This is a genomic window from Bradyrhizobium sp. CAR08 (assembly GCF_052871955.1).
The window spans coordinates 1-18,761 of the sequence record NZ_JBIXJX010000008.1; the positions used below are offsets into that span (position 1 = coordinate 1).

Genomic DNA, 18,761 nt, shown 5'->3' on the forward strand with positions numbered 1-18,761 from the left:
CAATTCCGGGTTGATCGTCGTCGCTCCAATTGCGGTTCGGATTCTGTTCATGGAGCGGCGCACCGCATCAAGGAAGGCCGCGCTCGCATTTTCCATCAGATGCCAGCGGTCGGCGACTTGGATGGCGCTCGGCAGCGCCTTGGCTGCTGCCTCGCCGTATCCACCACCGCGATCTCGCGACACAATGTTGATCGCTGGGTGCTTCGATAGCCACGCCCGAACGGTCGCAGTTTCCCTGTCGGGCAGCAGGGTAACGATCCCCCGGCGCTCCAAATCGCACACGATCGTCCCGTATCGATGATTTCTCCGGAACGCCCAGTCATCGATGCCCACAACAAGCAATGGATCTGTCGGCATCGCCGTCCGCCGGCGGACCACCCGCAGCAAGGTATCGTTGCTGACGGGCAGCATGAGCCGCTTGGCGAAGCTTGCCGCCGGCCGGCCGCCGAGCGCCAACCCCAAGTGATGGACGATGTATTCCAACCGTGCCGTCCGGCGCCGTCGAAGCGGGACGATGTCTTCTCCAAACCGCTCCGCGAAGATCCGCCGGCGGCAATGCAGCACCTCACATGTGAAGCGCCGCGTGAGCAATCGGAGGCGCACCCTTCTGCCCGCTGACGGCAAATCAGCCACGTGCCGGATGTATCGGCTATGGATTCGGCGCGACGCTGTCGCGCACAAAGGGCATTGGGCCTCCGCAGCCTCTGACCGAACAGCCAGAATAACCGAATCCATTGAGTCACTTACACCATCAAACACCAAACCACTCGGTACTAGCGATGAGATTTGAAAGCCCGTCCGCATGGCGCTGATTCTCCGTTTGAGAACCACAGTCGCCCGGCAAACTTCATCGGAAATGAGTCAGACCCCTTATTCCATGCCGAAACACAACGTGTCGCGGGTATTTCCGTTCTACTTCCGATTTTGTTGCAAAAACAGGACGCGACTGTGCAAGCGCGCATCCCGAGCGAGCGCCTAGCGATCCGCGGCGCTCTACCCACGCTCCGCATGTGCGCCGGCTTTCGAAAACCCTGAATTCGCTGGATAGCTGATTACGCCCGACGGACAAATGGCCGATTGACGAGCTGAATTCGTTAAGAAGATCAGATTTTGAGTCGCTTGGCAGGCTGCGGATCTGACGCCCGCAGCACAAGGGTGGGCACCATGCCCGGTATCGGTGTGGCGCTTACTTCCCTACTGCTGGCTGGCCCGGGGCCCGCTGTAGAGGCGGGCGGGGCTTGGCTAAACCAGTGGTGCCGGAGGTAGGCTCGCCATGAGCTGTGGTGGTCTGGACCCGCTCAAACGTCGTGAGGAATGCCGCGATGGACGCCACTATCACGGCAATCCCGAACAACAGGATCACAGGGCCGGGTTTCCGCTCAGTACTCATGAGCAACTCCACAGACGGCCTGGCAGCTGAGCAGCCCCCAACTAAGCTCCGCAGCGGCGTCTTAGCTTCGCTCGAGAGCTTCGGGCCGAGTGCTCTCCAAATATCGTCGTGAGCTTGCACAGCGCGGAGGATAAACCGGTTCAGATATTTGTCGATAAAATCGGGCCGTTGGTTCAGATCCCTTGCCTTAGGTAAGCGCCTGGGCACGCGGGTGCTCCCCGCGAAGCATCATGCCAATGGTGGGCGGCTGTTGGACCCAATGTTCTTAGCGCCATGAGGAAACATGCGTTAGGTTTGCTGTCGTAAAACCCACGCCATGGCGAGGCAACCCAGGTCGCCCTCCAGGCCGAGGTCAGCCCTCATTTCAAGCGCATCCCGAAGCCTACAGCCAGGACTTCCAGTCGGTCTAACTGGCCACTTGCTACCATTCGGGATCGTCGAGGCTGCCATACTCCCGCACGATGTACTCCCGCGTGAAGCGCTCGACCGGGCTCCAGTGCTCGCGAATGACGATTGTCGGCGTCGGGGGCCTCCAATAGTCGGGATGGATGACTATTGTCGGAGACGGCGGGTAGACATAGGGCGTATGAACACGCCAGCAAACCTCTCCCCTACACGCAATAGCGGCGGAGGCGTCCGTGCTGGAGAGCGCAAGAAGACCGGCAGCAACGCTCGCGGCTAGAAGAGCGTTCCTGCCCAATGACCGGTTCAGCTCGTTCATGTTTCCCTCCTCAGTGACAGCGTTTCTTCTTCGCTGTCTCAAAACAAACCCCGGCAGAAACCGCTTAGTTTCAAGCTTCGAAGATTAAAACTCGCCTGTCTTCGAAGGCACCCATCAAGTCTCGCAACCATCTGGCATGATTTCATTCCCTTCCATCTACATCGCGAAGTGAGCGGTGGGCTGCAGCCTGGCAGGCCGGCCGCTCTTATCCCTCGGCAGCTGTTCGTTATCCACCGCTGCCTTATTCGTGCGGAGCGCATCGGCTGTTAAGGGTTGATTTAGTTCCCGGCATGATCATTGGCGACCGCAAAGGGGCCTGAGCATGCAATTGCACCATGCGAATACCTTGGAGAGGACCGTGACCGTCGCGGATCAGGGCAGTGGCGAGGTCGCGACACAGCCCGTCACTCTCGATCACCTTGATTTATCGACCTCTACTCGAGCCGAGGTCCTGGCGCTACTGGCGCCAAGCGGTCACTCAATACCCACTACTTGCTTCGTCGTGGCCGCCTTGGCGGGAGGCTTCGGATTGGGCTGGGCTGGTGCGTGGTACGGTCCTGCAGCTATCTCGGCTCTCAACCCAGTTGCTCAAACGGCTTCGCGTCGCATGCCGGATCCAAGGGCAGGAGGTAAGTCCGAAAGCGGCCGGAAGATTGGGTCAGTGTCAGCCTCGCGAACAGCGCCTGGTTTGGGGCAACCCTCCACAGTCATCGCGAGCGTTGCTCCGAAGCCTCTGGCCAAAGCGTCGAGTGGGGCGCAAACGGCGGAAACTTTGAATCCAGCTTCTTCCGCTGTCGACACAGAGGTGTCTGTGACTGGCTCGCTCGCGCCTGAGGGGCCGCTGCTGTCGATCCCCGAGACAAGACCAACGACCATTGCAGGTTGGGCTGTGCTTGACGTTCGCGGCGGAACGGCGGTGCTTGAAGGGCCCGATGGGGTTCGAATGGCAGCACGGGGCGATGTGGTCCCCGGCGTCGGGCGGATCGACTCTATCGTGCGCTGGGGCAATCGCTGGATAGTTGCGACCGCGAGCGGATTGATTGCGACGCCGTAAGAGGCGCGCATAGTGCCTCGAAAAAAGCGCGCGGGCCTATCAAGGAGACAAGCGGGCACGGAGAAGATAGGCCGTCATCCTGTCGCGCGAATCCGCACAACTCTCAACTGCCAAGAGAGGTCTGGCGAGACCTCCTCGTGTAACCATCGTATAGGCCGCTGGCTAGAACTTTCCCCGCTGCAGGCCGAGACGCCATGGTCGGAGTCAATTTAATTGTCTGCGACAAATTGAATGCCGTTCTCCACTGCCAAGGCAGCTAGCGTGTCTCTCCCGGGGGCGCAGGGTCAGTCAGCGATCCGTTGGGGCCAACAAGACAAGGTAGGCTCGTCGGCGGGAACGCGATCTTTTGTCAATTTCTCGATTATTATCTTTATTATCCAATTATAATGCTATATATTAAATCACGTTTAATTAAGACATTTAATTTGGGCCTCATTTTAGCTCTGACACTAGATTCCTGCAAGGAACCGCGTGCATTTGAGGAGAGGACAATGCCTCAACGTGACATCAGGCTCCCGACCGAAAGCGACATAGGCAAACTTGAAACGATGGTCGTGAAAGTGCCCAGCGCAGAGATTGCTGCTCAATTCGGTCGAAGGCCCGCAGCACCGCCGGTTGAGTTTCTAAAACTGTTATTGACGAAGCCGGAAAAGTTAAAGCGCAACCATTCTGGTCCGGACCCTGGCCCCTCAGGTTTTGATTGGCCCAATGATTAGAGCTGCGAAAAGAACGGAATCGGCGGATCGCCGGAGAGGCGCGTCTGGGGCGCCGGTCGGCTCGAAGCAGCGCGCACGGATCGATTTCACAGCGGCAGCAGCACTAAAAAAATGGCCTTCAATTGGAAACCAACGCGCAGCGGCATCGCTTGGTCCTTATCTTGTAATCGAGGGCACTTTAGACGCATGCATCCGGGGTTTCTTCGCGAAGCCCGCCAGCCAGCGTCATCTCTACGAAATACATACTGCCCCGCAAACGCAAGTTATTACCGCCGTACTGGGCCCAGAACAGATAGCCGAGATCGCTCGGCTGCGGGATTTTCTTTAAGGCAAGCAAGCCCCTGCCGCTGCCGCAAGGGCGTTGAAAGTGGGTTGGCTTATGTGAACCAACTCTTCGGTGACACTGGAAGGCACGCACCATCGCCGCCGAATCATTACCGATGCGTGATTTGCGCTCCTCGGACGTTGGAGGACACTATGGATGAGAAGAACCCTCGTTTGAAACAAGTTGCAAGACTGGGTTTGATCAGCTTCGGCCATTCGAAGGCAGATTGCACCATTCGCAGCATATCTGCGTTCGGCGCAGCCCTCGATCTTGCTGCAGATGAAAAAATTCCCGACGAATTTGCGCTGACTGTCATTCCCGACGGTGACCGGCGCCGCTGCGCAGTTGTCTGGCGTAAAGAGAAACGAGTTGCTGTCGCGTTCTACTAATTAATGCGTCACTCAATTACGGGCCGGAATGCCGATCCCGATCATCTAGGCAGTGTACCCAGCTGTGGACGCCCCCGAGATGCAAGCGATTTTTGAAGAAGATCGGCGTAGTCGGATGCTGCCATCTGTCCGGCCTCTGATGGTGCAGCGATGAAGCTGCGGGCCCGTATGGGAGTTCGCAGACCGGAACCAAATCATATGCGCCCGATTCCCAGAGTCTTCACTACGCTTGCTCGTCGCGATCTTGGCGGATCAGTTCTGGGCACCGAGAGAGCTAACGGACTGCTTGGAAGCCATAGCGCAAGCGAAGCCGCCTTTGCGTAAAGACCATCGATATCAGCGGCTAGCTGACTACGCCCGACGCCGTGGGCATTAGCAGTTTTCAGACTTACGCGCTGGTGCGTTTATCGGCTCGGACCTCAAGCCCCGGCCGTTTGCGGAAATGCGGGTAAACAGGGTCTTCCGCTCCTTGGCTCGCTTCATCGTTCGGACCGGCTTGCCAGTTCCGAAAGCCCAGCGCCGGCAGTCCTAGTTCGCGATACAGCTCACCTTGAGGTGCGCGCTGACCGGCTAATCGTGGGCTACACCCTATGGTAAACTATATGTGTGCCCTAGATTGATACCGCGATCGTCGGTGGATCAAGCTTTGCGGTATCAAAAGGAGGCACCGTGAGGCTCCTTTCGCGCTATTATAAGGTGCACGCTGGCTCTGATTTGATACCGCGCCGGGATATATTGATACCGCGTTTTAGTTTTCTCTGCCCCAGCTCATAAATTGTTTGCCCGCCAGCTCGCCCGTGACGTCGCAGCCCCAGAACGTAAGTTTCCACTCGCTGGCATGAGGGAGCTTGCGATTGAACCCGCCTTTGGTCGCGCACTCAATGAATCCGCGGTCCTGAAGCTCAACAAATGCCCGGGATGCCGTTCCGCGGGCAATATTGCAGCGCTCAGAAGCACGTCGGACTGAAAGCCCAATTCGTCCGTTGTTAAATCCGTCGTATGCTCGCGCGATTTCGATCAGCACCGCCCGCGCCGGGCATGTCAGCGACAAATAAGCCGGAGAGTCGAGCAGCCAGCGATACAAACGCACGTGGGGTGCATCAAGTCGCTTGTTACGCCTGCGGCATCGCATCACGCGCCTCCTGCCTCAGAATGCGGTCCGTGATTGTTCGCGAGTTCAGGCGTACCTGAAGGGCCCGGCGGGGCTGAAACCGCACCAGTGCCGTTCTGTGGGTCAGCAATGGGCATCAGGACGGCCCGCCGATGATTTCCAGCACAGTTACGCTACTGCGCAACATGTAACGCGCGTGAAACCCAGCAAAGGGACCACTGTGCGCGTTCTGCAGTGTGTCGATGACGGCGCCGAGCTTGCGACACACGCCGGCTTCCGAGTGCATCGGCAAGTCACCGCCCGGCGTCGGCCGCGACACAACCGCAGATTCGTAGTCATTGGCTGGCCGATATGCGAAGCTAAGACATATTTCGCGTCTCGGAGGAGAAACCCGATGCGCCTTGTATTGCCTTATCTAGGAATTGGTCTCTGCGCGTCGCTAGCGGCGTGGATGTCGCTGATGTTGTTTTATTGAACTCAGTCCGCCCAAGCGCGTCGACTGGGCGCCCCTTAATGATCTAGGTGTGAGGGTCGTTTCCGTGCGGCTTTTGCAGAATTTCGGCATGTGTCCATGCGCTTCACGATCGCGTAGGGATGGGCGCTCGGACGGATCGCGGCCAAGCTTGGATTGCAGCTCGACGAGGTCGATGAAGACGTCAGCCTGGCGGCGCAATTCGTCGGCGATCAACGATTAATGAGCTAATTTGTCCCTGCGCGGCTGGTCACGCGAGCTGCCGCATCATCAATTCGAATCACGCATTTACAATTGCGACGTATGTAACGTGCAGGGTTATTGGTGTTTTTGAACCGTCCAGAATGACACGGAGACTCTTGGGATGATACCCAGGACCAATCACCGTTCCGTTCTTGCCGCACAACCGTGGCCCCGTTGAGGGATTTACCTCGATGCGATAGCCAATCATAAATTGGCCTTTATTGACAGAGGCTCTTGCATCGCTGGCGCCTGCACCAAATTCCGGGATTGGCCCGACCTGCGTCCGCGGGTCCACCTTGGGTGGGTCAATACCGACTAGGCCACGGCGTTGGTCGCAGGAGCAGCTTCTTAGCCGTTCCTGCGACCTCCACTTTGAGGCTCCGGCGCTCTGATCCGCAATTGGATTGGCAGCCGGGAGCATGGGGCTGGAAACTTAAGCCTGCCATGTTCGCCCCGTGGCGAAAATTCGTAGCGAGGCAGACTCCGGTAGTTATACCGACTCCATTTTCGGAACGGGGTGTTCTACTGTGAGAACACCGGCGCGATTTAAAAACCAACCAATTTCAAGTTGCCCGGGAATGCCGCAGTGGGGCTGGAACCACGCTGCGGCTTTTCCCATGGGCCGACCTTCATTTCGAGGCTTTTTTTGGCAGCTTTCCATCCGAACTCGCTGAGGTTGTGACTGGAAATGCGCCGACTCTGAGCGCATGGTAGGCAGATGCAGGTGCAATGCCCAAAATGCAAGGTGATCGTCGCCATTGGCAAAGCTAAGTGGTTCTTCGACGGCGGCGAATGTAGGGAGCTTCGCGGTACCGTCGCGGGCGATGCTAAGGAATATGAAAAGTGCTCGGTCCTCATCGAAGCTGTGTCGACCGTCAGGAAGAATGCCGCCACCTAAGCGAGCGCCTTAGCGTCCCATGTCGCCCGTGAGCAAGAGCGAACCTCCCAAAAACCAGCCAAAGCGCGGATGCTCCCAGCTGCGTGGTTTCGCCGAGAGACGGCCCCGGCTTTGGGGAGACCTGGGGTTAAGGGGCCGGGGCCGCTCCGCCAGCTCAGGGCGCCGAGCCAGCGCGGATTCATGCCGAATGTGCCCGGCCCGTTCCTAACGGAGCGCCATGAGGTCATTCCCAGGTGCCAACAGCCGCACGTATGTTCCACTCTCATGCAGCTCTAGCCATCCCTTCTCGATGGCGCACCTGATGCCGGCGCCGAACTCCGGGCCGCTTCCCTTGAGCGTGGAGACGAAGGGATAGTTGATCTTCTCAATGTGGATGCGCCCATCCTGGACCGGCTCGATGCTGGCGGCGAGCTCGATCAGCTTGCGGGCTGCGGCTTGTGGATCGGCAAAAGGGCGTTCGGTGACGTGCTTCATCGCTGGAATCAAAACCTCACGTCCCTGCTTGGCCTGACTTGCCCGCGACTGTCATGCCAGTTCGGGACGATATGCACAGATCCTGCCGCGCCGCATCTTGAGCAGACCAGGCGCAAGCCGACGCGGGATCCACGGCTGATCTGGGAGAGTGCGTCGAGTCGCACGCCGACCCTGCGATGGCAGGGACCGTTCAAGCACTGGATGCTGCAGGTCGCGGCCCGTCAGCCAACGATTCCGCGGGGCTGCCGGGCGGATAATGACCGGACCATATGTTGTATCGGCGAGTGCGCACGCCGCCATCAAGCGGCATCGTAAGTACATCGCAAATTATCGTTTCCTGGTAGGTCCGGCCGTGCTCCTGCCACCGGCTGTCGTGGGTGAGGAAGCGCCGTGGACATTGGGAGATTTACGATCGAGTTCCTGCTGGCGGTGGTGGTGATCTGCAAGGCAGCCGCTAACGTATGAAGAATATGGATCGCGAACGCGAGAAAGAAGCACTTAGAGGTAAATTGTCGTATTGGGAATCAGCACGCACAATTCCCGTGACGATAGTGGCTTCAATGTTAATCGGGTCACCGCCGTGGGGCTCTGCGGCTTTTTCCAAGTGAAGGAAAGTGCGATTTTGTCGTCGATTGGGCTATCGATCCGACCTGGGGCCCTGACTCCGTTGCCGCAAACCAAGCTTTATACCCTGACGGCACGCATCCATCTCAGGGCGGACAAAGCAACATGGAGGCAAATTACTTTCGACCTACGCTCAATTCCCTCTTTCCCTCAGTTGATTCATCGTAGAATTCGGTCTCATTCGCGAGACCTGCAGGCTGTAATCGACTTCAACATTTCCCGAGGGCGCTGGGCGAACGAACTCAAGTGTTCTGATGGAACTTTATAGCCCCATGATCTTTGCGTTAGGCGCCGAAGTGAATAGGCAAACGATGCTCCGCTGGCTTAGCTCAGATCATCAAAAGATCCGAAGCGATCGAAAGCAGCTTGAAGTGAGGGCTCGCCGCCTGCTGCAGAGTTACCTGACGGCGAATGAGTGGCAAAAGCGCCAATACTATCAGGCAATCGCCGGCGCGGCTTCTGCATGTCAGCCTGGTATTGATGATCCGAGCTTAAGTAACGAGAAGCTTGCTGAACTAGCCGCTCAGGCGGCGACAAAAGTCGTCCAAGTACGTGATCGGAAAGCCAAGGATGCGCACGACCATTCAGCTGTACTGATCACGGATGCATACGCAACCGTTGCAATCGCCTATCGACGAGCGGCTTCAGCCTACACTGCTGACAAGGAAATGGAGCAGCTGGGCACCGCCGCAGTACACCTGGTCACGATAGCGAATTCATTTATGAATGCTGAATCGGAGCGATCACCGACAGAAATGTGAATGTGGCTTCGGCCAAGCCAACGTCCCTCTTCGCTCTGGCGTATACCTTGCGCAAACCCTTTCTCCTAAGCTGGCCGTAAGGCATTGTTTGTACCGTCGTCACCAACAAGAAAAGGTGGGCGGCATGTCGATTGCATTTCGGATCGTTGTTCTCTTGTTCTCTGCTTACGCCGGTTGGGAAACCCCAGGCATTCAATTCGCGAATTGCGAGAACCTCAGCAACAAGGGCGTTCTCCAACCGGATAAGTAAGGAATGAACAATACAACCCTTCACCTTGAACGTCCGCAACCAAGCCAAGTCGGCGTGCTGACGTCGCGCCAGCCACCGGTTATGCGATTCTCGTCGATGGTCGTTTCAAGACCGAGTTTCTTGATCAGGACGCCGCGACTAAAGCGGCCCTTGAACTGTTGGCTAAGTATCCGATGCTGAAGATCGAGATCTACGATGCAGCATCGAAGTCACGGACGCCCGCGAAATAGCCGCTGCGTCGCAGCATGCGTGATAACCATGTCTTCTGTTTTAATCTACCTTTAGCTTTTTGCTAACAATCGAGGTCGCAAGGTCGTCGCCAAACGGAGGCGGCTGTGCCTTTGATAAAATATTTCGGATTTGTCGGCAGCGCTCTCGTCCTGTTGCTGATCGCAATCAGCTGGTGCTTCCCGCAGCAGGCGATGGACCCGGGTAACAGTGACGTAGAGCGACCGTCCATAAAGATCAGCTCCGCCGAGCGGGCACCTGAACGGGTAATAATCGATGCCAGCTTGCCGACCATTGTGGCTCCGTCGAACATCAGTCCTTCTGCATCGATGACGTCAATGCAATCTGCTCGGGTTCTGCAGAGCGCATTCTCAGAACTTGACGTTGCCCCAAAACCGGTCACTCCGAAATCAGGCGGCGAGCTCTTGAAGCCGAAGCATGCTGCAAAAGGAGAATCTGCGAAAAAAGTCTCTAACCGTCGAGCAGCGAAACCGTTGAATATTATTCCCGAACCGGCAGCGGGAGCGCAAGTTGCGGCGCCTGATACAAGACTGTCGTTACTGGAAACACTCAAGGAGCGGCTAGAGCAGACGTTTTTCAAGCTGAACTGATGACGGTGCCGACTATAGGACCTCGGCGAGCGCCATTCACCGCGGACGCGCCCCGGCTCGATTGACCGTCTCGATAAATTGCCTCTGAAGATGGCATCCGGCAGCAAATCGGCCCGCTGCGTCACCGGGGCGGCTGGCGCAAGCCCGCACAAAACGGCTTTAGTCCGAAGTCGAATAGCGCCACGTCGGCGGCATCGGGCTCGCGGAAGCAGCAAAACCCCGCCCGCGTAAGCCGCTTCTTTGGAAGGGCGCCTTGTCGTAGAGCGGCAGAGATAGACGTCGCGATGGCCAATCGGCGGGCACGATCGACGGCGAGGGAAGCATTACGCCTACTCCGACACTACGAATCGTGGAAAGACGGCCCCGGTCGGGCGCCTGGGTTGGGGCCGTGGCCGGTCGTCGGCAAGCTGTTGCGGATTCAGCAGAATGCGCGAGCCGGTTCTCCGCCCGGCTGACGATGGTGAGACCGTTTACGCGGGCAGCCCTGCCCAAGGAGGCCTCTGACCGCAGGAACAGTTGATTATAGGCTGAGCTGAGGGAAGGTAACCCTCGGCCACAGGTCTCGGCTCCTGAGCTCGCTTTTGCGAGCCGCCATCGTCGACCTGATTCACATAGTGAAATGCAGATGCGGGTGAGAATGCGGCAACATCCACATACCGCGACCTTGACGCTGGCAGTTTCTCCGAGGTGCTCCTCCCAGGTGCCGCCGGCTCTCGTGTTGCGCCCAACGGGACGGCGCGGCCCCTCCGACGCTGGTTGAGTCGTGCCGTCCCGGACCTGGCGATGGTCTCTCCATCGCGGGCGCGCGCCCTGCGCAAGTATTCACATGACACTGGGCACATCCGCCAACCCTCGACTGTTTTGGACCGCCCGGCGTCTCGCGGAAATCGCACCGGCTCGCAACGGCTGCACCGGGCTGGTGGGATCTCGTCCCGCTCAGGCTCGGGCACTGTCAGCTCCAAAATCGTGCTCAGTCTGACGACATTGACGACGCGAGCTCTAGCCCGGCACGTCGTGCCAGGCTGGAGACACGTTCCGGTAGTGAGGCGCACGACCAAAAATCACTCGGCGCTTACGAAAATAGGAACGAGGTCTCCGCTTTCACATTCCTTCCGAAGTGCAATCGGGAGCCTCAGCATGGCAACGCAGATCGTGATGGATCACAGCGGCGACAGCCGCTACTTTTTCGACAATTCCAGCGCTGATGCTCTGGTACAGGCGGAGAGACGTTTTCTGGAGTTCACCGGGAAAGGATACACTGCAGCGGTGCGGAGTAGCCCGGAGGAGGTAACCAGGATCACCACGTTTGATCCGACCGCCGAAGAGACATTGTTTTTTCCGCGCCTAGTCGGTGGGTGATGGCCAGGTGAAGAGGAACTTAGCTCGACTCAGCCGGTGGCCCCTCCGTAGCCTCTCTATTGGGAAGCTCTATGAAGCATCCAAGGACGAGAAATCGATTCACGCTCGTGCGCTACGCCTCCTTCGTTCTTGGCTTTCGCCTCAGCAGAGGGCGGACTTTGATAGGAAGGGATATTTTGATGTCGTGGGATGCGATACTGGGAAGCGGTACCGAATCCGGCGCGGGACGTCCGCCAACGTCAACGAGATAGACGAATACGGGCGGCTCGGAACGGGGCGCTGCTTCGTCCCGTTAGGTGGCTTGGCTCAGGGCGACGTCATGCTTGCCCAGAAAATAGCTCTTGAAACCGACGAGAACCGCGCGTTGAGCATCGCCAACAGCTTTCCGGGACTGCTAGGCTGGCGCCTGCCCAGGCGTCGCCCGGCAGATGCTAGGAGCTCGGGCGTACGCCTTTCCCCGAGCTAGAATTCGAGCCACGGTGTTGCTCATGCGGCGACGCTACAGCGGCCTCTCGATTGCACCACAACCTCGATGGCTGACGACTGTTGGATCATCTGTCCGGTACCACCGATGGCGCCCATTGCCTTATTGATTCGGATTGCAGCCCTGACCGATTGGCTCTTGAAATCGGCAATACGGGAAAAGTCTTCGTCATCTGCTGCGTAAGCCGCTATTCGGCCTGAGCCGACGAGCCAGGGACTGGGCGTTCGAACGGGAGCTATTTTGTTTCAAACAATGCCGTTCTGCACCTCGTTTTCTTGAACGCAGCCCTGGATGAAAAGGGCCGAAGAGCTGAAGGGCTGCGGCGACGGGCTAGAACAGTCCGCCGCCTTCTAATTGGATTCTCCGTGCAGTGACAGTGCCCGGACGCGCGGGAAAGCTCGCAGGCGGCGCGACGTGAAAGCCTTCAGGGTCGATGGAATTCCACCGCCCGCTGTTTCAGAGAAACTCTAGCCGCGAAGCCTGCCTGCAGCCACGCCATGGCCCGCGTGTGCCCCAGCCTTGCGCGAACTCTCATTTCCCCACCAGGCACTGAACTTGTAAGCTGACGGCGGTAACGACCTCCCGAGAATTTCCTCGATTTCCGAGAACGTGAGCCGAATAGTTTGCGCCCTTGTGCGCCCCAGCTCCCTCGATAGCGGATCGTAAACGGACATGACGCTCGGCTCCTCACGTCGGTCTATCATCGCCGCTTGCGGGGATGTTGAACCCCCGGGCGGCAAGTTCCAGCTCAAGCTCAGTGATCCGCTCGAAGATGCGAGCAGCAATCGCCTCGGAGTCTTCAATGCTTAATGATTGAATGCCCCTTGAAGATAGCTCGTCCCTGAGAACCTTCGCCACAAGCAATTGAATTGCCATTGGATCAATCCTAAAAAGACGATCCAACCGCAACCGAAGGGCGAGCGCAAGTGTTTAGGTCGTGCTGCCGTGCTTCGGCTAGTTGTCTCTCGGCTCCGAATGCTGAAGCCGCGCAGCTGCTCGCATAAGCTTTTCTGCCGCAGCCCTTAACAGCAACCCGTGTGCCCCATCGGGTGTCCTACCCTGCGTGGTCTGTAGCCGATTGGCCGTCTCGCTTTGCTTGAGCACGAGTCTTTAGCCTATCCAGCTTCGATTGCTCCTCGCTCAGACGTCTTTCGACATACTGCCGTTCGAAGTCCGTCAGAGTGGTTTGCAATAAGAGGTGATAGCGTTGGATATTGTTGCGATGTGCCCGGACCAAATCGTCGTCAATCATCGTCGTCGCCTTTTCCGCTACTGAGACAAAAAACGATTCATGATCAAGCTGGATGGGCAGGCGAACGAGCAACAGCCCGGAGCATCTCCGCCGCACTCTCCATGGTAGCGAGCTTTGGTTTCCCAATCTGTGAACTATTTCACACGGCCTTGCGATTGTCGCCTAGGTGGCAGCAGACATAGTCCAGTTGGTTTAGCGGGCGTGGGTCGGCTGCATCAGCCCGATAACAGCGGTATGGATGCCTAGCACAGTGGGGCGCGCCGGGTCATCGAGCTTGGCTGAAGGCCAGAATGGTTTCTTATGAAGTCCAAGTCGATCAAAAGCGCAGGAAAAAAGCCGTCAAGTCTATGCATCTGACGACTGCGGCGCCAAGGCGTGGCGGTTTGATCACTGCATTTTCTGCCCGAGGTCTCTCAGCAGCGTGTGAAGAAAGTCGCTGGCATGGTCATACTGCGCGTTGCCGTTCGTGATTTGACGGACGCGCGGATCCAATAAGCGGCCAACGGTTTCGGAGCCGAGCATCTCAGCTCTGTCCGACCACTGCTGCAGCAACGTATCGGGTATATCGTCCGCAGATCCGAACATCCGCAAAAGGGAATGTTCGGCCTCGGCCTTATGGTCGTGATGAGCCTTCGCGGCATACAAAGCGAATAGTCCCCGGAAGGCATCACGGGAAACGGCAGGTTTTCCCATCGCAATGTCCCTAAAAAAATACGTTCTCAATGGACGCAAGTTTGACGCCCCGAGTTCGGGAAAAGCTAGAAAAAAACAAAACCCTGTGCTCAACCGTTTTCGAAGAATTTGCCGTTGGACGCTGAGTGCAATGCCAACCCGTCAATGATCTTGACCGATTTTGACGACGGCCTGGTTGGGCATTCGAGGCGCTCTCTGGCTCTTGTTGTTCCCCAGCCGCTCCATTGCTGAAGCGCAAGCCGGCGGAGAGGCATCCTGTACAAAGCCAGCGCCGAAGTTGCGCCGACCGGGCGGCTTGCAATAAGCTTCATTCATTAGATCCGAATTATTTTTGTGGAGTAGCGTCATGTCGAGTGCGATTGAGTTGATTGTGGACGGCTACGCGGGAGTGAAGGACCGCCAGTCGCTTGAAGAGCTGAGGATCCATCGCCGGCGACTTGCCGGAGACCTGAAAGCCTGGGTGGGCTTTGACTGCAGGTTGTCGATTGCGCAGATCGAGCAGGACATCGCAGCAATCGAGGCGGGACTGAAGACGTTGTCGGGTCCGGTCGGCGGCTAAGCTAAGGAGTCAACCCGACGGCGGCGTGCGCGCAAGGAGCCAAGTGCTGCGATCGTTCATCATGGCTGCCCTCGCACTGGTTTGGGATCCTCGTCCGCGCTCAGCCTGACGTCGGAGGAGATTATCGCTAAGCTTCGCGCCGCCGGCTATTCGCACATCCAGGAACTACCAGCCGGAAAGATAAAGACCTACAAGGCCGTCAAGCAAGGCACCGCGCGCTCGCTGATTGGCGACAGCACCTGCCACATCGCAGAGGTGGCGAGATAGCTAGACGGGCAGACGAAGCCAGACGTCTTTACTGGACAGTGTGCCGGTCGGCGTCGCAATCTCCATATCGACGACGCGAAACGAGCCATGACTTTCGTAAACGTAGCGAAGGTGCCAGACGGGGCCGGGTTCCGGCGAGATGGCGAAGTCGTCCAAGGCAGACGCAACGTATCGAACGGCATCGCGTCGCTCAACCGAGGCGGAGAACATCGCCTCTATCAGAGCGGCCAGGTTCATGCCGCCGACCAGCATGGCTCGTGCCGTTTCGTCGCCGTAAGTAAGCCGCAGCGCAGTCACGACTGCCGCAATAGCGTCGGGGTTCTTCAGAGCCACGGTAGATCCGCTTCGCCCAGCAAAACCATAATGCGGATTCCGCCCCTTTCGTGCAACCGGCATCGATTGGGCGCCAACTGTCCCAACGGCTAAATGCCCAGGGCGAGCCGCTCCCACGAAACTCGATCAGCGGAGCAGACGGAAAACTGCGGCTGGAGACGCTTGAGCCGTTCTCACGGTCCTCCGACTCTGAGGCCCCAACGACAGGCGTACCTGAGGGGCGCTCGCCGGGCGTCCCGTGCGGCGAAGGCCGCAGCGGGAGGTTAAATCGCTGCGGCCCACGCGTCGTCAAATGAAGCCGGGTTAAAAACACCAAGGCGGGCATTCTGTTCCGAAGGCGGAACAATTCCGTTTTTCACGGCTGCGAAGCGAGAGGGCGCGGCACAGAGTCCCGGTCATGGTGGGCTCGGTTGAGACCCGGTTACTGGCATTTCCCTGATAGGACCGACTGCGGACGCAAGAGTTGCCTTAAGTCCTCAGCCCCTCGCAGAAATTAAGCTTTCCGGCGGGTTCTTTTTGACTGTGCGGGATTGAGCGCATTCACTCCATGACGTTGATGGAGACGAGCGTGATCAGTTGGCTGCTAGTCATCATAATCGCGGCCAGCGTTGCGGTCCTGATAGCTCACGCGATTGACGCCATCCGTTCCTGAAGCCGAGCGCAGCGACGGAAAGTGGCACCCAATCTGATGACAATTTGAAGGACGGAGCATCACTCGGCTTGCTTGTATCAATCCGAAGCGGAGATACTGTTCTAGACCGACAAGCATTGTTGGCAATCCTTATCGGTCAGCAGCAGGTTTAACTTAAGCAGGACGGCCGCAGAAGCCGAATAGCCTTCAATTGACCAAATTGTTTTTTTGCCTGTGCAGGCGGGCAGGACACGCGTAGGAGTCCTGCATGTTGAAACTAGTCTTTTTCACTTCGCTTGTTTTCATCACCGGCTCAATCCCATCTGAAGCGCGTCCCTTCCGCAATCAGCAAATCGCCGAATGCAACGTGTCGATGCGGTCGTGTCCCAGGTGGTGGTGTAGCTCGGTAGAGCAAAGCCGGCCGGACGCGTGCCCTCAAATAGCGCTGTAGCGGGCGGGCGGCTTTGCGGTGGTCACCGGCAGTTCTCCGGTAGGATCGGGCTGCGACACGCCATCGCGAGCGAGCCGGAGGGGGCGCGTGATCCGCGGTCGTCCGGCCGGCTGCCCTTCCTCATATTGCGGTTGTGGCGCCGCGCTCCGCGTGTTCGGTCGGGTGATTCCGGAGCTGAACCTTGCGGCGAATTGGCTCCGTTTTCCCCGTACATCGCCAGCACCGGGGATGGTCGCCGCACGCCGCGGCCACGTGTTTGTATTGGAACAGCACGTTGGTGGCGACATGTGGATGGCGTACGACTCCAACTCTGGCGGGCATGCAACACGGGTTCATGCTCGTTTATTGCGCGGATATACAGTCGTGAATCCACACGCGACCTAATCGAGGAACCCATCGGCTTAATGCGGCGACTTAGCAACGAAGCCTTTGTCTCGGAATTTGTCAGGCGTTCGCGCGCAAATGATAGGGGCCGAATGATGCCAATGTGGCAATACGGTTGCTACTGATTACCGGCTGGTGAGTCTGTGGGGGGATTGGATTTCCGCGCCGACGCAAGTCGGGCGCTTGTGAGCCGGCCGTCGTCGGAGCAACGAGCCATCCCAGATGCTGCGCCATCGTGACGCTCACATTTCTACGACCCTGACTGTGGCGCAAGAGAGCAACACCCCGCACGGCGTTGCGCGAGACTACAAATGTTAATTTGCGCAACGACCGCGAGTCAGGCCACCTCTGTGCAATGAACCACCAAGTACGGAGGTAGCAATGAAGGTCGCGTCGGGAATCGGAGCTGCCGTTTTGTTCCTCATCACGATGAGCTCTGCCGCGTATGCCGCACGCCAACACAGGCCCGGCGACCGGATCTCCTGCTCGGAAGTCAGATACTACGTTGCAAGGTATTCAGCAGCGGTGGCTGAAATGTATGCCCGTAGTCAGGGTGCCACCAACGTCCAGATAGAGCGGGCGCGGCGTTGCTTGGCCTCGAACGAGACGGCCGAATCGGGGCAACAGCGATCCTACAGTGAATGAGCAGGGCCAATGAAGCCGCAGCTGTGATGGCTCAGTGTTATGCAAACGGAGGCGGTTTTCGCCGCCAGTAGGCTTCAAGTAAACCGCGATTGGACGGCGACCTCCACGGAAGCACCGGACGAAGCCAGATGCGGACACAGAATTCTCGACCTGCGGAGGCAATCGAGCACGCAGAGAGCAAATTACTACTGCCAATGAGACGGTGAGCGCACCGTATCACGCTGCGGTTGGTCGAGGCGCCCGTCACGGGATGGCGGGCTTAGAAGTGTCCAGTGGGCGTGCGAAGCTATGGCTGCAGCGCCTCGAGCTTGGCGCTCTTGCCGTCGACTACCTTGAACATAACATAGTGCGGCTCCATCTGCCCGTTCGGCAGGAACTGGACGTCGCCGAACACCGTCCCCTTGACTGGCTTGCCGCGGATCGCCTCCGCAACGGTCTTGCGATCAAGCGACTTTGTCGACTCCACCGCCTGCGCCCACACCTGCACGGCAGCGGCGCCCAACGCGGCGCTCTTGTCGGGAGCGGCCCCATAGGCCTTCGTGTAAGCGGCCACGAACGCTTTACTCTCTGGAATGGTCGTGAACGGCGGCAGGTCGGGGAAGAAGATGTCCGCCGATATCACGCCGTTATTCGCATCGCCGGCGACCTTGAATACCGTGGTCAACATGATGCCGACCGCGCCGACGAAGGTCGACTTGATGTCGGCCTGGCGGTACTGCTCGACCATCGCCGGCAGGCCCGAAGAGTTCGAGGAGTTGGTGACGATAACCGCGTCCGGATTAGCGCCTTTTAAATTGGTGAGCTGGACGCGGAAATCAGTATCCTTGAATGCGAATTTCTCAGTCATGACGACCTGGCCGGAGAAATTCAGCTTCTTGAACTCGGCTTCGACCGCGGATTGGAAGCCGTTGCCGTAGACGTCGTTCTGAGTCAGGAAAGCCACCTTCTTCGCTTTCATGGTCTCGACCACATATTTGGCGATCACGGCAGCGTCAAAGCCGTTCGAGCTGTTGATGCGGATCGCGTACGGATTGGTTTCGCCGCTGAGGATCAGCTCCGATTTCGAGACCGCCGTGATGTCGAGAACGTTGCCGCGAGCGAGGATCGGCTGCATCGCGAGCGTTACTGGTGAGTTCCAGCCTTCAATGACCACGTCGGCCTTCTCGGCAATCATTTCGTTGGCGCGGCTGACACCAACTGCGGGTGTGCTCTCGTCGTCCTTGGAGATGATCGTGAGCTTGCGGCCGAGCAGGCCGCCCTTGTCGTTGATCTGCTGCACCATCAACTTGACCGCATTAGTCACGGTCTGTCCGTCTGGGCCGGCGCCGCCGCTCAGCGGGAAGATGGTGCCGACCTTGATGTCCTGCGCCATCGCCGGCATTGATGCGAGACCCGCCAGCAGCGCGAGAGCCAGTTTCGTCTTATGCATGCTATTC

General features: G+C 58.2%; 18 protein-coding genes and 1 pseudogene. 8 read left to right on the forward strand and 11 right to left on the reverse strand.

From position 1 onward, the window contains the following. Positions 1 to 804, reverse strand: an 804-nt coding sequence (locus ACIPUD_RS17650) for an ISL3 family transposase (protein WP_446481227.1), incomplete at its 3' end; no start/stop codon positions are given. Between the two features lie 1,007 nt (positions 805 to 1,811). After that, complete coding sequence (locus ACIPUD_RS17655) at positions 1,812 to 2,111, reverse strand: hypothetical protein (RefSeq protein WP_204511723.1); 300 nt, start codon at positions 2,109 to 2,111, stop codon at positions 1,812 to 1,814. Between the two features lie 1,545 nt (positions 2,112 to 3,656). On the opposite strand from ACIPUD_RS17655, the gene ACIPUD_RS17660 reads away from it, so the two are divergent. Together ACIPUD_RS17660 and ACIPUD_RS17665 are read left to right on the forward strand one after the other, a co-directional pair. After that, on the forward strand, positions 3,657 to 3,881 hold the full coding sequence (locus ACIPUD_RS17660) for a hypothetical protein (RefSeq protein WP_204511722.1): 225 nt from the start codon (positions 3,657 to 3,659) through the stop codon (positions 3,879 to 3,881). Between the two features lie 477 nt (positions 3,882 to 4,358). Then, positions 4,359 to 4,595 carry a PilZ domain-containing protein gene (locus ACIPUD_RS17665; RefSeq protein WP_204511721.1) on the forward strand — a complete coding sequence of 79 codons (237 nt, stop codon included), beginning with the start codon at positions 4,359 to 4,361 and terminating at the stop codon, positions 4,593 to 4,595. A gap of 748 nt (positions 4,596 to 5,343) precedes the next feature. Here ACIPUD_RS17665 and ACIPUD_RS17670 read toward each other — a convergent pair. The 3 genes and pseudogenes from ACIPUD_RS17670 to ACIPUD_RS17680 form a co-directional block, all read right to left on the reverse strand. Further along, positions 5,344 to 5,685 (reverse strand): hypothetical protein, encoded by a 342-nt coding sequence (locus ACIPUD_RS17670; protein WP_446481228.1) that lies wholly within the window; start codon positions 5,683 to 5,685, stop codon positions 5,344 to 5,346. A 157-nt stretch (positions 5,686 to 5,842) separates the two neighbouring features. Then, positions 5,843 to 5,992 (reverse strand): winged helix domain-containing protein, encoded by a 150-nt coding sequence (locus tag ACIPUD_RS17675; RefSeq protein ID WP_446481229.1) that lies wholly within the window; start codon positions 5,990 to 5,992, stop codon positions 5,843 to 5,845. Positions 5,993 to 6,224: 232 nt separating this feature from the next. After that, a pseudogene (locus ACIPUD_RS17680) lies at positions 6,225 to 6,394 on the reverse strand (NYN domain-containing protein); the annotation flags it as partial. 772 nt (positions 6,395 to 7,166) lie between these two features. Here ACIPUD_RS17680 and ACIPUD_RS17685 point away from each other — a divergent pair. Further along, the gene (locus ACIPUD_RS17685) at positions 7,167 to 7,319 is read left to right on the forward strand and encodes a hypothetical protein (protein WP_377789458.1); all 153 of its coding nucleotides are present in this window, start codon (positions 7,167 to 7,169) and stop codon (positions 7,317 to 7,319) included. A 204-nt stretch (positions 7,320 to 7,523) separates the two neighbouring features. Here ACIPUD_RS17685 and ACIPUD_RS17690 read toward each other — a convergent pair whose 3' ends face one another. After that, positions 7,524 to 7,793 (reverse strand): hypothetical protein, encoded by a 270-nt coding sequence (locus ACIPUD_RS17690; protein ID WP_377789456.1) that lies wholly within the window; start codon positions 7,791 to 7,793, stop codon positions 7,524 to 7,526. Between the two features lie 878 nt (positions 7,794 to 8,671). Between ACIPUD_RS17690 and ACIPUD_RS17695 the strand changes: the two genes are divergently transcribed. The 4 genes from ACIPUD_RS17695 to ACIPUD_RS17710 all read left to right on the forward strand — a co-directional run bounded on the left by ACIPUD_RS17695 (position 8,672) and on the right by ACIPUD_RS17710 (position 12,092). Beyond that, positions 8,672 to 9,178 (forward strand): hypothetical protein, encoded by a 507-nt coding sequence (locus ACIPUD_RS17695; protein WP_231190560.1) that lies wholly within the window; start codon positions 8,672 to 8,674, stop codon positions 9,176 to 9,178. A gap of 585 nt (positions 9,179 to 9,763) precedes the next feature. After that, positions 9,764 to 10,267, forward strand: coding sequence for a hypothetical protein (locus tag ACIPUD_RS17700; RefSeq protein WP_446481230.1), 504 nt, complete (start codon positions 9,764 to 9,766; stop codon positions 10,265 to 10,267). Positions 10,268 to 11,404: 1,137 nt separating this feature from the next. Then, complete coding sequence (locus ACIPUD_RS17705; protein ID WP_377789449.1) at positions 11,405 to 11,626, forward strand: hypothetical protein; 222 nt, start codon at positions 11,405 to 11,407, stop codon at positions 11,624 to 11,626. Positions 11,627 to 11,633: 7 nt separating this feature from the next. Further along, entirely contained in the window at positions 11,634 to 12,092 is a 459-nt protein-coding gene (locus tag ACIPUD_RS17710) for a hypothetical protein (protein ID WP_446481231.1), read from the forward strand. A gap of 485 nt (positions 12,093 to 12,577) precedes the next feature. Here the strand turns inward: ACIPUD_RS17710 and ACIPUD_RS17715 are convergent, their stop codons facing one another. From ACIPUD_RS17715 to ACIPUD_RS17725, 3 genes are all read right to left on the reverse strand, one after another. Next, the gene (locus ACIPUD_RS17715) at positions 12,578 to 12,814 is read right to left on the reverse strand and encodes a DUF7662 domain-containing protein (RefSeq protein ID WP_446481232.1); all 237 of its coding nucleotides are present in this window, start codon (positions 12,812 to 12,814) and stop codon (positions 12,578 to 12,580) included. Next, positions 12,798 to 12,986: a hypothetical protein gene (locus ACIPUD_RS17720; protein ID WP_446481233.1), complete on the reverse strand. Its 189-nt coding sequence runs from the start codon at positions 12,984 to 12,986 to the stop codon at positions 12,798 to 12,800. Before ACIPUD_RS17720 ends, ACIPUD_RS17715 begins: the two co-directional genes overlap by 17 nt. 763 nt (positions 12,987 to 13,749) lie before the next feature. Beyond that, positions 13,750 to 14,055 (reverse strand): hypothetical protein, encoded by a 306-nt coding sequence (locus ACIPUD_RS17725; RefSeq protein WP_204511714.1) that lies wholly within the window; start codon positions 14,053 to 14,055, stop codon positions 13,750 to 13,752. Positions 14,056 to 14,401: 346 nt separating this feature from the next. Here ACIPUD_RS17725 and ACIPUD_RS17730 point away from each other — a divergent pair, with 346 nt between their 5' ends. Next, positions 14,402 to 14,614: a hypothetical protein gene (locus tag ACIPUD_RS17730; protein WP_446481234.1), complete on the forward strand. Its 213-nt coding sequence runs from the start codon at positions 14,402 to 14,404 to the stop codon at positions 14,612 to 14,614. A gap of 267 nt (positions 14,615 to 14,881) precedes the next feature. Here the strand turns inward: ACIPUD_RS17730 and ACIPUD_RS17735 are convergent, their stop codons facing one another. Next, complete coding sequence (locus tag ACIPUD_RS17735; RefSeq protein ID WP_204511712.1) at positions 14,882 to 15,214, reverse strand: hypothetical protein; 333 nt, start codon at positions 15,212 to 15,214, stop codon at positions 14,882 to 14,884. 2,397 nt (positions 15,215 to 17,611) lie between these two features. Beyond that, a complete protein-coding gene (locus tag ACIPUD_RS17740) occupies positions 17,612 to 18,754 on the reverse strand; it encodes an ABC transporter substrate-binding protein (protein ID WP_446481235.1) in 1,143 nt (380 codons plus the stop codon). Between the last annotated feature and the right edge of the window lie 7 nt (positions 18,755 to 18,761).

Coding starts and splice junctions, on each gene's coding strand:
- ACIPUD_RS17705 (WP_377789449.1), top strand. CDS start 11,405: ATGGCAACGCAGATCGTGATGGATCACAGCGGCGACAGCCGCTACTTT.
- ACIPUD_RS17740 (WP_446481235.1), bottom strand. CDS start 18,754: ATGCATAAGACGAAACTGGCTCTCGCGCTGCTGGCGGGTCTCGCATCA.
- ACIPUD_RS17675 (WP_446481229.1), bottom strand. CDS start 5,992: ATGCACTCGGAAGCCGGCGTGTGTCGCAAGCTCGGCGCCGTCATCGAC.
- ACIPUD_RS17660 (WP_204511722.1), top strand. CDS start 3,657: ATGCCTCAACGTGACATCAGGCTCCCGACCGAAAGCGACATAGGCAAA.
- ACIPUD_RS17715 (WP_446481232.1), bottom strand. CDS start 12,814: ATGATAGACCGACGTGAGGAGCCGAGCGTCATGTCCGTTTACGATCCG.
- ACIPUD_RS17690 (WP_377789456.1), bottom strand. CDS start 7,793: ATGAAGCACGTCACCGAACGCCCTTTTGCCGATCCACAAGCCGCAGCC.
- ACIPUD_RS17730 (WP_446481234.1), top strand. CDS start 14,402: ATGTCGAGTGCGATTGAGTTGATTGTGGACGGCTACGCGGGAGTGAAG.
- ACIPUD_RS17665 (WP_204511721.1), top strand. CDS start 4,359: ATGGATGAGAAGAACCCTCGTTTGAAACAAGTTGCAAGACTGGGTTTG.
- ACIPUD_RS17720 (WP_446481233.1), bottom strand. CDS start 12,986: ATGGCAATTCAATTGCTTGTGGCGAAGGTTCTCAGGGACGAGCTATCT.
- ACIPUD_RS17655 (WP_204511723.1), bottom strand. CDS start 2,111: ATGAACGAGCTGAACCGGTCATTGGGCAGGAACGCTCTTCTAGCCGCG.
- ACIPUD_RS17725 (WP_204511714.1), bottom strand. CDS start 14,055: ATGGGAAAACCTGCCGTTTCCCGTGATGCCTTCCGGGGACTATTCGCT.
- ACIPUD_RS17695 (WP_231190560.1), top strand. CDS start 8,672: ATGGAACTTTATAGCCCCATGATCTTTGCGTTAGGCGCCGAAGTGAAT.